Origin of the sequence: Brevibacterium sp. FAM 24630, assembly GCF_049804075.1 — a bacterium.
Lineage (GTDB): Bacteria > Actinomycetota > Actinomycetes > Actinomycetales > Brevibacteriaceae > Brevibacterium.
Genome location: NZ_JBNBZD010000003.1, coordinates 258,348 through 273,081, shown reverse-complemented (window position 1 = coordinate 273,081; position 14,734 = coordinate 258,348). Strand labels below are relative to the sequence as shown.

Here is a 14,734-nt window from a genome sequence, read left to right as displayed (position 1 = left end):
GAGACTCACGGGGGTGCCCGCAAAGCAGGGCCGCAGTCTGCCCACCACCCCCTAATTGCTACTTGACGGCGGCCCAGCAACCTTGCGCGAGGTTGCTGGGCCGCCGTCAAGTAGCAATTGGGGTCAGTTGCGGGCGGCTGCGAGGTCCTCCCGCAGCGCTCGGCCAGCCGCGCCGATGTCGCCGGCCGAGGTGATGAAGCGGAAACCCTGGTCCTTGCGCAGCTTGGCTTCCGCGCCGTCGCCGCAATGGATTCCCGGAACCACCCCGGCGGCATCGGCGGCCGAGCGGATCCGCACGAGCGCATCGGCGGCCGAGCGGATCCGCACGAGCGCCTCGGCGTGGGCCTCATTCGGCTGTCCGGGCAGGGCACCGACGGCGAACGCGAGATCAGCCGGACCGACGTAGACCCCGTCAACACCGGGCACGGCGCAGATGTCCTCGACCGCGGCCAGGCCCTCCTTGTTCTCGATCATGACGAACAGCAGCGGCCGCTCATCCCGGGTATCCTGCACGGCATCGTGCATGATCTCGGCCGTCGGTCCCCACGAGCGATCGCCCCCGCGGCTGGGATAGTCAAGCGCGGCCACGGCCTGCTTCGCCTCAGCCACAGACGACACCAACGGCACGATGATCGCTTCGACGCCGGCGTCGGCGAGCGCCCCGATCTCGGTGAACCGGTTCGCCGCGACCCGCGCGGTCACGAGCGCGGGCCCGCTGGCGCGCACGGCATCGGTCAGTCGCAGGACGTCGGTGGGGCGGACAAGACCGTGCTGCAGGTCGAGGCAGACATAGTCGAAGCCGGCGGCCGACCCGATCTTCGCCAGCTCCGGGCTCGTCGACATCATCCACAGTCCGTTGTAGATCTCCCCCGCGTGCAGGCGGGCCCGATGATTCTCAATCGCAGCAGTCATGACTGCATCGAATCACGGAACCGTCCGCCGGCACCAGAGGTGCCCGATATCCGGATGAACCTCGCCGAGGCGGCCGTGCCCGTCCGCACGGAACCTCAGTCCGCCTCGGCGCAGGGAATCGCTCGGGGCGACGAGCTGGTCAGCCGTCCTCGCGGAGGGGACCGACGACCCGGTGGCGCGCGATGACGAAGGGATCGCTGTGTCCGACTTCGATGAGTTCGAGGTCGAGGCGGCGCGGCAGCAGCGGACGGCCCTTGCCGAGCACGACGGGAGCCGTCCAGGTGATGATCTCGTCGAGGAATCCCTCGTCGGCGAACTGTCCGGCGAGGTCGCCGCCGCCCATCACCCACAGATCGCGGTCGCCGGTTGCCGTGCACATTTCGAAGTAGCGGTCGGAGACTGAGCCCTTCGCGAACCGGATGTCGGGCGTCTTCCCGTCCTCCCCGGCGTCCGGAAGCGGGAGCTTCCGGTGGGTCATCACCCAGGCGGGAACGCTGTAGGGCCAGGGCCCGTCGAGGTTGCGCAGCAGCCATTCGTAGGTTGTGGCACCCATGACGATCGCGCCGACGCCGTCGATGAACCCCTCGTCGGGCGGCTCTTCAGTCTGACGCAGCAGCCATTCGAGCGAGTCCTCGGGATCGGCGATGAACCCGTCGAGGGTGGTCGCGGTGTAGTAGACGGTGCGTGGCACGATGCGATGTCCTCCTCGACCCGCGCCCGCCTTCACCACGGTGAAGGCAGGCGGCAGATCACGTTTGCGGTCACCAGCATCCTACTGACCCGCTCAGCAGCTTGGCGGACCGACATCGGCTCGGCGCTCGACCGGACTGATGTCGACTCCCCTGGCGGCAGACAAACCTCAGCGCGCAGGCGCGAGATATCCACCCTGACTCTCGATCCAGTCGTCGAGGATTGCCGCGCGCTCGTCGAACTTCGCCGTTGGGAAAGCGAGTCCTTTCGTCGGTACGCTCGCACCGAGTTCGACGAGGAGGGGCCGCAGCGTCGTTTCGACGGCCAGGGTGTGCGCCGGGGACCCGATTGTGAAAACGGGGATCGCGGTCAGTCCGTGCAGGCCGTCAGCGTCGTACCGGTCGAGGAATGCTTTGAGCAGTCCGGTGTAGCTGGCTTTGTACGTCGGTGTGGCGATGACCGCATAGTCGGCAGTGGCCAGACGTTGGGTGAGCGTGTCGAGGCGGTCGGACTTCCATGCGAAGATCTCGTCGGTCACCTCGGCGAGTTCGATGGTTTCGTCGATCTCGGATCCGGTGATCTCGGCGATGTTGGCGGCGAGGTCTTCGGCCACTTGGCGGGTCCGCGATGTGGGGCTCGGGTTGCCGACGACGACGGCGATGCGGGTGGTCATATGGGGTTCTCCCGTTCGGCGTTGTGTGATCTCCACGGTGCCGGCGTGTGGCGGCTCCGATGCTGCTCACACTATTCCGCCTCGGCAGCTGACGGCCGGGTGTTCGACGCATCTCTTCATTCCGTCCACCCCGACCTGCGCGACGAGGTCTTGTGCGCCCTACTCCCCCGCCTGTTTCTTCGCGCCCAGGGCCAGGCGGGCGATATCGCGCAGCACTCCGAGCTCTTCGCTGCCGTCGAGGAGTGTGCGCAGCTCGACGGCCGCCTGCGACAGCAGGGTGCGGTAGGTGCCGGCGACGTTCTCCGGCTCCCGGGTCAGCGGGTAGGACACGCAGATCGCGAGCACGACCGCTCCGACCGTGAACGCCGCACTCGCCGAGGCGGTGCCGGCCACCCGCGCCTGCTTCGTCGCGTAGAACTCGGCCGGGTTGCCCGGCCCACACAGCGCCAGCGCGGCCGAACCGCCGTCGACGAGCGAGAGGACGGTGCCGACTCCGCGGGAGACCCGCAGCTCCTGGTCGGCTTCGACGTTGCGCACGCACACCCGGTCTTCACCGACGCGGATCCACAGCTGCACGGACTCCCCTGTCATCGACCGCAGATGTTCGAGCACCGAGTTCGTCGTGGCGATGCTGCGCCGTCCCGGGAACGGCCCCAGACGCAGGGTGCCCGAGGTGTCACGGACGATGAACCGGTGGGTGCGCAGATCGGCCAGCAGCCGGTAGGTCGTCGACTTCGAATAGCCGAGCCGACGACACACCTCGGCGGCGGTCATCGGTTCGTCCTGGAGCGCGGTGAGGATCGCGGCACTGCGGTCGAGGACGCCGACCTCCGCGGTCGGGGACTGCGCCGCGCGCCCGGCGCTGCTCTGTGCTGAACTCTTCATCGAACTCGTCACTTGTGCTCCTCAGGCCATCGTCACATCGGCGAGCAGCTTGCGCCGGCTCACCCACCAGCGGAAGAGGACCGGTCCGACGATCCCCAACACCATGAGGATGATGATCGACAGTGAGATCGGCCGGGTGACCAGCGGGGCGAACGATCCCCCAGAGATCTGGAGCATCCGGCGGAAGTTGTCTTCGAGCAGCGGAACGAGCACGAGGGCGAGGATCGCCGGCGCCAGGGGGATGCCGCCCTTCTCCATGAGGTAGCCGATGACGCCGAAGATGCCGAGCATCATGAGTCCGAAGAGACTGAACTCGATGGCGTAGGCACCGATGACGACGAGCACGAGGATCGCCGAGAACAGGATCTCCTTGGGCATCTTCAGCAGCTTGACGAAGACACCGACCAGCGGCAGGTTGAGGATGATGAGCGCGATGTTGCCGATGTACATGCTCGCGATGATCGTCCAGATCAGCCCGGTCTCGTCGCGGAAGATCAGCGGTCCCGGCTGAAGACCGTACATCGTGAACACGAACAGCAGCAGTGCTGTGGTCGCCGATCCGGGAATGCCGAGGCTGAACAGCGGAATCATCGCACCGCCGACGCCGGCATTGTTCGCCGCTTCGGGACCGGCCACGCCTTCGATGGCGCCGTGACCGAATTCGTCCTTCCGCTTCGAGATGCGCTTCTCCATGATGTAGGACATGAAGGATGCCAGGGACGGCCCGACGCCGGGCAGGATGCCGATGATGAAGCCGAGCACTGATCCGCGCGCCCACGGTCCGGCCGATCGCTGCCAGTCCTGTTTCGTCATCCACTTGTCGTCGCCGAAGCTCTGGATCTCATCTTTCGCCCCGCGTCCGAGCGCGAGGTTGCGGATCGCCTCGGGGATGGCGAAGAGGGCCATTGCGAAGATCGTGAAGTCGACCCCGTCGGAGAGCAGATCGATGCCGAACGTCTGCCGGGGCAGCCCGGTCTGGAAGTCGAGGCCGATGAGCCCGACGGCCAGACCGATGAAGATCGAGATGAGCGCCTTGGTCCGCGAGCCCGCCGACATCGTCGACGCCAGCAGCAGAGCCGTGGCCATGAGCAGGAAGTACTCGGTGGCGCCGAAGACGCTCGCGAGCTTGACGAGCACGGGCGACAGGAACGTCAGCCCGATGATCGCCAGCGTCCCGGCGAGGAACGACCCGATCGCCGCGGTCGCCAGGGCCGCTTTGCCGCGACCTCGGCGAGCCATCGCGTAACCTTCGATCGCGGTCACCGCGCTGGCCACCTCACCGGGGGTTTTGATGAGTGTGGCGGTGATCGAACCGCCGTACATCGAACCGTAGTAGATGCCGCAGAGCAGGATGAGCCCGTGCACGGGCTCCATCCCGAAGGACACCGGGATGAGGATCGCGATCGCCGAGATCGGGCCGATGCCCGGCAGGACGCCGACGACGGTTCCGAGCAGCACGCCGAGGAGGGCGAAGGCGAGGCTGGCCGGCTCCAGCGCCGAGGCGAAGCCGCCTCCCAGGTCGATGAGAGTGTCCATGTCCGCCCCCTTAACCCAGGATTCCGACCGGCAGGTACACGGCGAGTCCGTAGACGAACGCCGCGTAGACGACGACGGCGAAGACGAGGGAGAAGATGAGGTTGCGGATCCACTTCTCCGGCGCGTAGATGCTCGTCAGTCCCATGAGGAACGCCGCCGTGGACAGCAGGAAGCCGACGGGGATGAGGATCGCCAGGTAGACGAAGAACAGCGCGAACTGGAAGACGATCTTCCGCGCCGGCGGCTCCGGCGGTGCCTCGAGGACGACCCCGCTGCCGCCTTCATCCGACTCTGCGGACCCTGCACCCACATCGGTAGACCCCGCGGAACCGGACCGCGCAGACTCGGGTCTCGCAGACTCAGGCTCCGCCTCGGCGAGGGTGGCCTTCCGGTGGTGGTACACGGACTGCCCGGCGAGGAAGAGGCCGAGGAGGGTGAGAGCGATGCCGACGATCGCGGGGAAGGTGCGCGGGGTGACGATGTTCGCGGTCTCCTGGATGGCGAACGTCGCGATGTAGTAGACCAGGCCGATGGCGGCGATCGCGCCGCCAGTGATGAGGTCGGTGCGGTGAGCGGTCATTTGCTGTTGCCCAGGTCGGTCTCCTTGACGCCTTCCTCAACCGTCTTCGCCGCCTCTTCGACATAGGACTGGGCGTCATCGCCGGTGAGCAGCTCCTCGGACCACTGGTTGTTCTTCAACGTCTCCTGCCACGGATCGGTCTTGCTCATGTCCGTGAGCTTCTCGGCCCAGAACTCCACGGCCGAGTCCGGCATCTCGGCGGGTCCGTAGATGCCGCGCCAGTTGCCCAGGGTCACGTCAAAGCCGGAGTCCTTGGCGGTGGGCACCGTGTCGAAGGGCGCGGCCAGGGGCTCCTCGGCGAAGGTCACGAGCGGCTCGATGTCTCCTGATTCGAGCACCGAACGGAACTCGCTCATGCCGGCGATCGCGACCTTCGCATCCCCGTTGAGCATGGCCGTGGTCTGCTCGCCGCCGCCGTCGTAGTTGACGAAGTTGATGTCGCCCGGGTCGATGCCGGCTTCCTTCGCGAACAGCGCGAACGGCAGGGTGTCGTCTCCCGCGGCGGCGACGGTGACCTTCTGCGGGTCGTCCTTGAGCGCTTTGACCAGGGCGTCGAGGTCCTTGAAGTCCCCGCCCTTGGGCGTGACGACCATGAAGTCCTCGACGTAGAGGGTGGCGATGAGGGTGGCATCCTCGGGGCCGAATTCGCACAGGCCGCGGGCGTTCATCGTCTGGCTGGCCAGGGAGGTGACGGCGATCTGGTCGTCCTTGCCCTTCTCCTGCTGCATCATCGACGTCAGCCAGGAGCAGCCGGTGCCGCCGGGTTTGTTCTGCACCGGCAGCGGGGTGGAGACGAGGTCGTCCTTCTGCAGCGCTTCGACCATCGCGCGGGCGGTGGTGTCCCAGCCGGATCCGGGTTCGGCCGGGGCCGTGACCGTGACCGGCCCCTTCGGGTAGTCCCCGCCTTCGCCCGGGGGCTGCGCCTTGTTTCCACAGGCGGTGGTGACGAGGGCGACCGTGGCGAGGACCGCGCCGATCTTCGCGGCGCGCTTGCCGGTGGGTGTCGTGTTCGCTTTCGCCGAGGTGGCCGTGCGTGTGATCGTCGTTGATCGCATGAGTTGTCCCCTTGTGTGTTCGGTGATCGCCGTATGGTCCGGTGGTGCTGAGTTCTCGTGGTGCTGAGTTCTCGTGGTGCTGTGATCTGATGAGCGAATGGTCCGGTGCTGTGGTCCGGCGGAGCGGTCAGGTGGTGTGATCGGGTGGCCCGTTCGGTACGGCGGGGCCGTCCCGGTAATGGGCGTTGTGGTGTCCCGGCTCGGGCACATCGCTGCGCAGACCGAGCCTGCGACCGTCGAAGGTCAGCGGTAGCAGCGGCACATCGACGCTGTTGCCGGTCGGCAGCCCGGTGTGTGCCAATGCCCCGGAGGCGACAAGATGGGGGTCGGAATTGAGATCGGCCGGAGTGTTGACCGGGGCGACGGGCAGGCCGCGGCGGGTGCATTTCTCCTCGATCTCGGTCAGCCTCAGCTGCGACAGCGCCGCCTGGAGTTCGCGGTGGATGCGCTCACGCTGATCGACCCGCCCCTGGTTGGTCAGCATGTCCGGGTCCATGGCCAGTCCCGTCAGCCCGAACTCGTCGCAGAGGTCGCGCCACTGTCCGTCGGAGACCGCGGCGATGAAGACCTGATTGTCCGCGGCATCGCGGAAGATGTCGTAGACGGCCCAGGTCGCCTGCCTGGTCGGCATCGGGCGGGGCGGTTCGCCGCTGATCTGGGATTGGGCCATGTGGGTGCCGACGAGGAACGCATTGTTCTCGAACAGTGCGGAGTTGATGAGTTTTCCGCGCCCGGTGGTCTCGCGGACCCGCAGGGCCGACTGGATGCCGATGACGCCGAACATTCCGCCCATGATGTCGTTGACGCTGGCCCCGGCGCGCAGCGGCTGCCCGGGCGGGCCGGTCATATAGGCGAGTCCTCCGAGCATCTGCACGACCTCGTCGAGCGCCGCCCGGTTGCCGTACGGCCCCGACAGGAATCCCTTGAGCGAGCAGTAGATGAGGCGCGGGTTGCGGGCGGAGAGCTCCTCGTATCCGTACCCCATCGACTCCATCTTCCCGACACGGAAGTTCTCGAGCAGGACGTCGGCGGAATCGATGAGGTCGAGGACACGGTCACGGTCGGCCGCCTCGGCGATATCGAGCTGCACGCTGTGCTTGTTGCGGTTGAACGCGGGGAACAGTCCGGAGCCGGAGCCGGGCAGGTAGCGGGTCTTGTCGCCGGCCCCGCGGGGCTCGACCTTGATGACCTCGGCGCCGAGGTCGGCCAGGATCATCCCGCAGCTCGGCCCCATGACCATGTGCGAGAACTCGATGACGCGGATGCCTTCGAGCGGCAGCGGTTCGGTCGCCCGCGCGTGATCCGCGGTTCCAGTCGCGGAATCGGTCGCGGTGTCGGTCGCCTCGGTGCTCATCTCAATCCCTCACCGAGGCGGGGGCGAAGCGGCCGTCGAAGGCTGCGGGCACTGCGGGGATGTCCGACAGGCTCGACGTCAGCGGGTGTCCGACGGCGGCGATGAGCGGTTCCCGGACCTCGGCGAGGGCTTCGACATCGATGCCGGTGGCCACACCCTCGCGGTGGAGGAGGTGGACGAGGTCGTCGGTGCCGATGTTGCCGGCCGCACCCGGGGCGAAGGGACAGCCGCCGAGTCCGCCCATGGCCGCATCGAAGTGCGCGATGCCGAGGTCGAGGGCGGCGATGACATTGGCCATGCCGAAGTTGTACGTGTCGTGGAGGTGGAGGTTGACCGGTTTGTCGGGGAAGGCCGCGAGCACGGCCGCAGTGTTCCGCCGCACGAGCGAGGGACTGGCGTTGCCGATGGTGTCGGCGACTCCGATTCCGTGGGACCCGGCGTCGACGAACGGGCGGAGTACCTCGACGAGGTGGTCGGGCTCGGTGATGCCGTCGAAGGGGCAGATGAAGCTCACGGCCGTCGTGATGTCGAAGCGCAGCCCCTGGTCACGGGCGTAGACGGCGGCGTCCATGAGACGGTCGGAAGCCTCGGCGATGGAGGCGTCGGAGTTCGCCTTCGAATGGCCTTCAGAGGCGGAGAGGACGAGTTTGATGTTCTTCGCCCCGGCATCGACGGCCCGCTGAGCTCCCTTGAGGTTGAACACGAGGGCGTAGAACTCAACACCATCGGCCTCGTACGGAGCCAGGCGGCGCAGGAGTTCGTCGGTGTCGGCCATCTGCGGGACCTTCTTCGGGTTGACGAAGGAACCGACTTCGATCTGGGTCAGTCCTGCGGCGATGAACTTCTTCGCCAGAGCGACCTTGACGTCGGTGGGGACGATCGCCTTCTCGATCTGCAGACCGTCGCGCAGGGTGGTGTCGAGGATGTCGACGGTGGTCGGCCTGGCCATGGGACTCCTTTTCGCCGGCTCCCGGACAACGGGAAACGAATCGTCGCCGCGCTCCGGTGTGCGGCGTCACCTTCGTTATACATCGCGCTCAGCGCGCGGAACAGACATTGTTCGGCATGTGAGAGGTCAAGGCGAATTGGCGGCTGATTGTCCCGTTTACTGGGAAATACGCTCGCGCGGCACGCAGCATCACTCTTCCGCTGGTGTGCCGCCCATCGCCCCGAGGAGACAGGTCAACGTGTCACGCAACACCGTTTCTGGGTGGAGTTCGGCTGTGAAATGCAGCGACTTGTACATCGGCGCCACTTGCCCGTCGACGAATTCTCGCGGCTCCCGATCCGCGGCCTGTTGCGTGAGAGCACTTCCGATCACGAGATTGGTGGCCGCATATCCACTCGCAAGCGGGTTTGCGATACCTGTCTGCTGCAGTCTCATCAGCAGTGCTTCTGAAGCCTCGAGATAAAAGGGCCCACGGGGAGGCCTGGCAGCCAGGATTTGGATCGCCCACGGGTGGGAGAGCAGATGCCGGTACAGGCCGAGAAGAATGTCGATGACGCCGCCGTCACTCACCGCCCGCTGCACTACTCGATCAACCGAAAGCACGTAGTCGAGGGCCAGGTCATGAGCATCTGAGAGACTGCTGATTCTCGAATATAGGCTCGCAGGCGCTGCGCCCAAACGGTCAGCGAGCAAGCGGAGTGAGACGTTCCCATATCCTTCCTCATCCAGAAGAGCAGCGGCACTGCGCGCGATCATTTCGGGGCTGACCGCGCGATTGCGGCGCACGGGCCGTGCAGTCGACCAATAATTCATCATTTCTCCTCTTAAGCGATCAATGTTAGTTTAATCATATGATTGATTCCCAGCTACTGCCGGTCACTGATGAAAAGATAACGCTTCGGGCCCTGCAGCCGCAGGACGCACCCAGGTTCGCCGAAGGCACGCGCGACGGACTCGTCAGAGAGTTCGGGCACCTCCCGGAACCTGTCTACACAGTCGAATCGGTCGAACGATTGGCACAGACCGTTGCCGTCTCCGGCTTCAAGGACGGCAGCCTGGCGTTGCTGAGCATCGTCGACCCTGACGATCGGTTCCTCGGCAGCCTCGTCGTATTCGACATCACAGACTTCTCCGCCGAGGTGGGCTTCTGGCTGCATCCAGACGCGAGAGGATACTCTCATGCTCGGGGAGCTCTCGACCTTGCATCCGAATGGGCCGAAATGTGCGGCCTGAAAGAACTTCGAGCTCGCACCGCACCGGAAAACGAAGCCTCGCAGAGAAACCTCGAGCGCTCAGGCTTCGCTCTCATCGGCAGAGACGTCGATCGGGCCCCTTCACAGGTCGAAGTCGAGGTGCTCCACTACCGACGACCGCTTGTCGCCGAACACAGTTAGGACTCATCCCTCAACCTCATGTGCAACAGTGGGTACGGCCGCCCCGCCTCATCGGTCTCGCTGCGGCCGACGACATCGAATCCGTGGTGGATATAGAAGCCAGGTGCCGCCTCGTTCTGCTCATTGACGTCGACACGGTTCACAGCGAGTTCTCCGATCGCGTGGGTCAGAAGTGCGGAGCCGATTCCGCCAGATCGCCGGGTGGCATCGACGAAGAGCATCTCAAGGTTGCCGTCGAAAACTCCCGAAAACCCCACTGGGCGAGCACCGACCTCGGCGACCGAGAGTGTGACGGCCGGGAAATAGTCCGACTGCAACTGGCTCTCGATCTCCCTGCGGTCGACTGCAGCGAGAAAGTCGTGCGTGGCATCGACGGCACTGCGCCAGATCCTCGTGAGCGCCGGATATTCGACGGCGCCATACGCGGGCCGAATGCTCAGCGCGGGCAGGTCACCGCTCGGAGTCGTCGCCATCCGCTCAGCCTTCGCCAGCTTCGGAGCCCTTGCCGGTCTCGGCGCCTCGAGCGCTCCCAGGCTCGGCCAGTCCCAGCCATCGCAGCACCTCGTCGGTGTGCTCACCCAGATCCGGACCGAGGTGGTCGATGGCGACCGATTCGCCACCGACGACTGGGGTGATGCCGGGGAAGGCGACGTTCTCGAGGACCTCTTCGCCGGTGGAGACATCGAGGCTCTGGATCATGCCGCGGGCGGCCAGCTGCTCATCGGCGACGAGATCCTCGGCGGTGTAGATCGGTCCGGCCGGCACCCCGGCGTCCTCGAGGGTCTCGATGACGTCTTCGACCGAGCGTTCGGCGCACCAGGCCCCGATCGCCTCATCGAGCTCCTCGCGCCGGTCCCACCGTCCGGCGTTCGTCTGCAGTTCGGCATCCTCGGCGAGGTCGGGCCGCTCGATCGCGGTCATCAGCCTGGTGAAGATTCCGTCCCCGTTACCGGCGATGACGACGGACTTCCCACCGGCGCAGAGGTAGCCGTTCGAGGGCGCGATGCCCTCCATCCGACCCCCGGTGCGGGTGCGGACCTCACCGAAGGCCGAATAGTCGGGGACCAGCGATTCCATCACGGAGAACATCGCCTCATTGAGCGCGACGTCGACGGTCCGCTCCGACAGCGGGCCCTCCCCTTCGAAGCTGTGTGCGGAGCCGACGACCGCCTCGGCGGCTCCGGCGATCTTCTGCCGCTGACGGTCGAAGAGCATCATCACCGCGCCGAAGGCCGCCTGCATGCCGGCGATCGAATCGCCGATGGAGATCCCCACCCGCACGGGCGGGCGGTCGGGGTCGCCGACGAGCTCGCGGAAGCCCGAGTAGCCTTCGGCCACGGCGGCGAAGCCGGGACGGGCCGACATCGGGCCGGTCTGCCCGAACGCGGAGATGCGCACGAGTACAAGGTCGGCATTGGCCTCTTCGAGGACGTCCGGTCCGAGCCCCCACTTCTCGAGCGTGCCGGGTCGGAAGTTCTCCAACACGATGTCCGAGCGGCGGACGAGCTCGAGAGCAGCGGTCCGCCCCTCCTCGCTGCGCAGGTCGAGGACGACGGACTTCTTGTTGCGGTTGATCGTGCGGTAGAGCATCGAGGTGGTGCCGGCCTTGAGGCGCCAATTGCGCAGCTCGTCACCGGTCTCCGGGCGTTCGACCTTGATCACCTCGGCGCCGAAGTCCGCGAGCATCCTGCCTGCTGTGGGCGCGGCGATGTAGTTGCCGAGTTCGAGGACTCGCACACCGGTGAGGGGAAGTCGGCGCGTGCTCATTGCGATGCTCCTTCGTCGTGGCTGATCCTCTCCATGGTGCCACGATTGCGGCCTTGCCCGACCCCACCAACCATCTGCAGAAGCTGGCGCCGGCCATCTCGAATACACGCTGTCGGCGCAGTCCCACGCCCCACGACTGTGCGCCAGAGAACACACGCAGTAGCGTAGAGCCCATGACTCCTCCACCCGGTTCATTCGATCCCTCTCACGCTGACGAGCCCGAGCTTCTCGACCTGCTCGAGGAGGCCTCCCACAGCGAGAGTCCGGTCATGCTGCTCGACATCGCCAGCACCATGCTGGCCGCCTTCGGCCCGGACGACGACGATGACGAGGAGGCAGAAGAGCTGCCCCCGATTTCGGAGCTCGCCCTGCAGATGCTCGAGGCAACACCCGAAGAGACCGAACCGCTGGTGAGGATCTGGGCGCAGATGCTCGACGATATGCTCTTCGGCCGTCGGATCGCCAAAATGCTCCCGACCCCGAACACCAAACGCCTGCCGGAATGGATCCGCCGCGCCGATGAGATCAGGCCCTTCCGCGCCGCTGCCCTCGTGTCGCCGGTGAAGATCGAAGAGACGATCCTGCTCGAAATCTCCACGGCCGGCCGATCAGCCACTCTGGCTGTCGCCGTGGATCGCACCGGCTCACCCTATCTCGAAGACGCCTACCTCGCCGCTGGACCTCTGTCGAGTCTTGTCGAGTTCAGCCGCACCGACCTTCCGGCACCCGTCGACGTCGTCACCCTCAGCCTGCCCGATGCCGCCGCCAGGCTGAGTGAGGCCCTGGAGATGAGCACCCACATGCTTCCACCGATTGAGACCGAAAGCTGGCCGGGCACCCGACCGCTGCTCGAATGGATGCTGCGGAAGCTTCCCGACAGCGGCACCGGTTACGAGATCAGAATGTGGGAACCGGAGGAGATCGATGAACTCGTCAAGGACTTCCGCGCCTCACGCTTCGCTGAAGAACTGACCGAAGAGGAGATCGAGCACGCCCACCTGCTCTTCGACTTCCAATGCAACTACGGCAACAATGATCCGCTGAGGTGGTCAGGCACTTTCGTCGAGCGTCTCATGTGCGACCTCTACCCGCGCAAAGTGATGGCGCCCGAGGACAATCTGCTCACCATGCCGAGCGCCCTGGCCGCGCTCGTCCGCTATGCCAACGATCGCAGCGGAGTCGATCGCTCTTTCACGGACAATGCTCTTACCGCGATCGAGGACAACCGAGAGGAATACACGGCCCGAGTCCGCGGGGACCACCTCGGCGGCGAAAGCACGATGGACCTCTTCACACGGCTCCTCACCGGCAGAGACAACGACGACTCAATCTTCTCCTCGGACTTCGACGACGTGATCGCAGACGAGTCCTTCCTCAGCGATCACGCTTCGAAGCTGGCCGAGATCTTCGTCGGCAGCGGAGCCGAAGCGGTCGGCGGCATCGAGGCTCTGAAGGCACTGACCGAGGAGCCGCTGCCCGCCGAAGGCCTCGACACTGGCGGCGTGGCCGAAGACGTTGTCGACCGCCTCAACTCGTTGGTGCCGGAGATCTGGCGGATCGCGGACGAGGTGTTCGACGAGCCGGAGCTCGCGACGGCCGCACTGCGGTTCCTCACAACGATCGGACGAGGCGACCCCGCGATCTTCCGCCGTCGCATCGCCGACCGGAGTCTGCTCGCGGCACTGTTCTGGATCGTCGGGAAGGACAACAACCTCTTCTCGAGCCAATGGGGCAGCGAGAGCGACATGACGATTGGAGAGCTGCAGCGCCACCTCGGCGTCTCGACCTCGCCGAAGGCGCATGCCGAGAAGATGTTGCGCGCCGCCGGTTTCGAGCTCGATGAACCCCAAGTCGTCCTCGGCGACCCGAGATACCTCATCTCGCGGAGGCGGCAGCGCACCGTCGCCGACCGCGACACGTACTGGGACGATCTTCCCGAGGACTGGGAAGACTGGGCAGACTGAGGCTCAGCCCGTGACGGTCACGACCTGACGGTGCCGACCGAGACCTTCGAGCTCAAGCTCGACCGTGTCTCCATCGGCCAGGAACGGGTACTGTCCGGACATCGCCACGCCCTGCGGAGTGCCGGTGAGGATGAGGTCACCGGGCTCGAAGACCATCGCCTGGCTGAGCTGGTGGATGATGTCCCCGACGGAGAAGATGAGGTCGGCAGTCGTCGAATCCTGCCTCGCCTCGCCGTTGACCCAGCTGCGCAGTCGCAGGTCCCCGGGGTCCACCTCGGCGGCGGGCCTGATCCATGGACCGAGCGGAGTGAAGCCGGGCAGGTTCTTCCCCTTCGACCACTGACCGCCGGATTCCTCGATCTGCAGGCGACGCTCGGACAGATCGTTGGCGAGCACGTAGCCGGCCACGTGGGAATAGGCCTCCTCCGCCGAGGCGACCCGGAAGGCCCGGGAACCGATGACGACCCCCAGTTCGACCTCCCAGTCGGCCTTCTTCGCATACAGTGGGAGCTCGATGGGGTCATTGGGCCCGGAGATCGTCGAGGGCATCTTGAAGAAGATGACGGGACGCTCGGGCGGCTCGGCGCCGGCCTCTCGGGCGTGCGCGGCGTAGTTCATGCCGACGCACACGATGGACGATGGCTTGGTCAGAGGTGCGCCGATGCGCATCTCCTCGGCACCGGCCAACGGTGCGAGCTCACCGGAGTCGAGCGCGGCGCGGACGCGTTCGATGCCGTCGGAGGCGAAGAAGTTCGGGTCGATGTCGTCAGTCAGTGGGCGGAGGTCGAAGCAGACTCCGTCGCTGCCGACCACCGGAATCTCGTGGCCGATCGGTCCCAGGCGCAGCAGTTCCATGCGGTTCCTCTCTACTCTGTGTCGGCCACGTCATTGTGACCTGCGGCCACGCTAACGAAACCGGACGCGCTACATTGGAACCGTTCAAGTATTGGACACCCTCGGCGCCGTGCCGCTGCG

At 66.0% G+C, this 14,734-nt stretch carries 15 protein-coding genes; 2 read left to right on the top strand and 13 right to left on the bottom strand.

What is annotated here, in order from left to right; genetic code table 11:
• Nucleotides 1-123: 123 nt before the first annotated feature.
• The 10 genes from ACPUD7_RS04135 to ACPUD7_RS04090 all read right to left on the bottom strand — a co-directional run bounded on the left by ACPUD7_RS04135 (nucleotide 124) and on the right by ACPUD7_RS04090 (nucleotide 9,450).
• Entirely contained in the window at nucleotides 124-912 is a 789-nt protein-coding gene (locus ACPUD7_RS04135) for an HpcH/HpaI aldolase family protein (RefSeq protein ID WP_425119218.1), read from the bottom strand.
• A 139-nt stretch (nucleotides 913-1,051) separates the two neighbouring features.
• Entirely contained in the window at nucleotides 1,052-1,603 is a 552-nt protein-coding gene (locus tag ACPUD7_RS04130; RefSeq protein ID WP_425119216.1) for a dihydrofolate reductase family protein, read from the bottom strand.
• A gap of 168 nt (nucleotides 1,604-1,771) precedes the next feature.
• Nucleotides 1,772-2,275, bottom strand: a complete 504-nt coding sequence (locus ACPUD7_RS04125) for an NADPH-dependent FMN reductase (RefSeq protein WP_425119215.1) — start codon at nucleotides 2,273-2,275, stop codon at nucleotides 1,772-1,774.
• Between the two features lie 159 nt (nucleotides 2,276-2,434).
• On the bottom strand, nucleotides 2,435-3,172 hold the full coding sequence (locus tag ACPUD7_RS04120) for a helix-turn-helix domain-containing protein (RefSeq protein ID WP_425119214.1): 738 nt from the start codon (nucleotides 3,170-3,172) through the stop codon (nucleotides 2,435-2,437).
• A 9-nt stretch (nucleotides 3,173-3,181) separates the two neighbouring features.
• The gene (locus tag ACPUD7_RS04115; protein WP_425119213.1) at nucleotides 3,182-4,696 is read right to left on the bottom strand and encodes a tripartite tricarboxylate transporter permease; all 1,515 of its coding nucleotides are present in this window, start codon (nucleotides 4,694-4,696) and stop codon (nucleotides 3,182-3,184) included.
• Nucleotides 4,697-4,706: 10 nt separating this feature from the next.
• Entirely contained in the window at nucleotides 4,707-5,276 is a 570-nt protein-coding gene (locus ACPUD7_RS04110; protein WP_425119212.1) for a tripartite tricarboxylate transporter TctB family protein, read from the bottom strand.
• Nucleotides 5,273-6,331, bottom strand: a complete 1,059-nt coding sequence (locus ACPUD7_RS04105; protein ID WP_425119211.1) for a Bug family tripartite tricarboxylate transporter substrate binding protein — start codon at nucleotides 6,329-6,331, stop codon at nucleotides 5,273-5,275. The genes ACPUD7_RS04110 and ACPUD7_RS04105 overlap by 4 nt, the downstream gene beginning before the upstream one ends.
• Before the next feature lie 127 nt (nucleotides 6,332-6,458).
• On the bottom strand, nucleotides 6,459-7,685 hold the full coding sequence (locus ACPUD7_RS04100; protein WP_425119210.1) for a CaiB/BaiF CoA transferase family protein: 1,227 nt from the start codon (nucleotides 7,683-7,685) through the stop codon (nucleotides 6,459-6,461).
• 1 nt (nucleotide 7,686) lies between these two features.
• Nucleotides 7,687-8,634, bottom strand: a complete 948-nt coding sequence (locus ACPUD7_RS04095; RefSeq protein WP_425119209.1) for a hydroxymethylglutaryl-CoA lyase — start codon at nucleotides 8,632-8,634, stop codon at nucleotides 7,687-7,689.
• Nucleotides 8,635-8,823: 189 nt separating this feature from the next.
• Entirely contained in the window at nucleotides 8,824-9,450 is a 627-nt protein-coding gene (locus ACPUD7_RS04090; RefSeq protein ID WP_425119208.1) for a TetR/AcrR family transcriptional regulator, read from the bottom strand.
• A gap of 35 nt (nucleotides 9,451-9,485) precedes the next feature.
• Here ACPUD7_RS04090 and ACPUD7_RS04085 point away from each other — a divergent pair, with 35 nt between their 5' ends.
• Nucleotides 9,486-10,028 carry a GNAT family N-acetyltransferase gene (locus ACPUD7_RS04085; RefSeq protein WP_425119207.1) on the top strand — a complete coding sequence of 181 codons (543 nt, stop codon included), beginning with the start codon at nucleotides 9,486-9,488 and terminating at the stop codon, nucleotides 10,026-10,028.
• Here ACPUD7_RS04085 and ACPUD7_RS04080 read toward each other — a convergent pair.
• Together ACPUD7_RS04080 and ACPUD7_RS04075 are read right to left on the bottom strand one after the other, a co-directional pair.
• The gene (locus ACPUD7_RS04080; protein ID WP_425119206.1) at nucleotides 10,025-10,501 is read right to left on the bottom strand and encodes an acetyltransferase; all 477 of its coding nucleotides are present in this window, start codon (nucleotides 10,499-10,501) and stop codon (nucleotides 10,025-10,027) included. The two genes, ACPUD7_RS04085 and ACPUD7_RS04080, sit on opposite strands and share 4 nt — an antisense overlap.
• A 4-nt stretch (nucleotides 10,502-10,505) precedes the next feature.
• Nucleotides 10,506-11,795 (bottom strand): CaiB/BaiF CoA transferase family protein, encoded by a 1,290-nt coding sequence (locus ACPUD7_RS04075; RefSeq protein WP_425119205.1) that lies wholly within the window; start codon nucleotides 11,793-11,795, stop codon nucleotides 10,506-10,508.
• 173 nt (nucleotides 11,796-11,968) lie between these two features.
• Here ACPUD7_RS04075 and ACPUD7_RS04070 point away from each other — a divergent pair, with 173 nt between their 5' ends.
• Nucleotides 11,969-13,759, top strand: a complete 1,791-nt coding sequence (locus ACPUD7_RS04070; protein ID WP_425119204.1) for a hypothetical protein — start codon at nucleotides 11,969-11,971, stop codon at nucleotides 13,757-13,759.
• 3 nt (nucleotides 13,760-13,762) lie between these two features.
• Here ACPUD7_RS04070 and ACPUD7_RS04065 read toward each other — a convergent pair whose 3' ends face one another.
• Nucleotides 13,763-14,614, bottom strand: a complete 852-nt coding sequence (locus ACPUD7_RS04065) for a fumarylacetoacetate hydrolase family protein (protein ID WP_425119203.1) — start codon at nucleotides 14,612-14,614, stop codon at nucleotides 13,763-13,765.
• Nucleotides 14,615-14,734 lie beyond the last annotated feature (120 nt).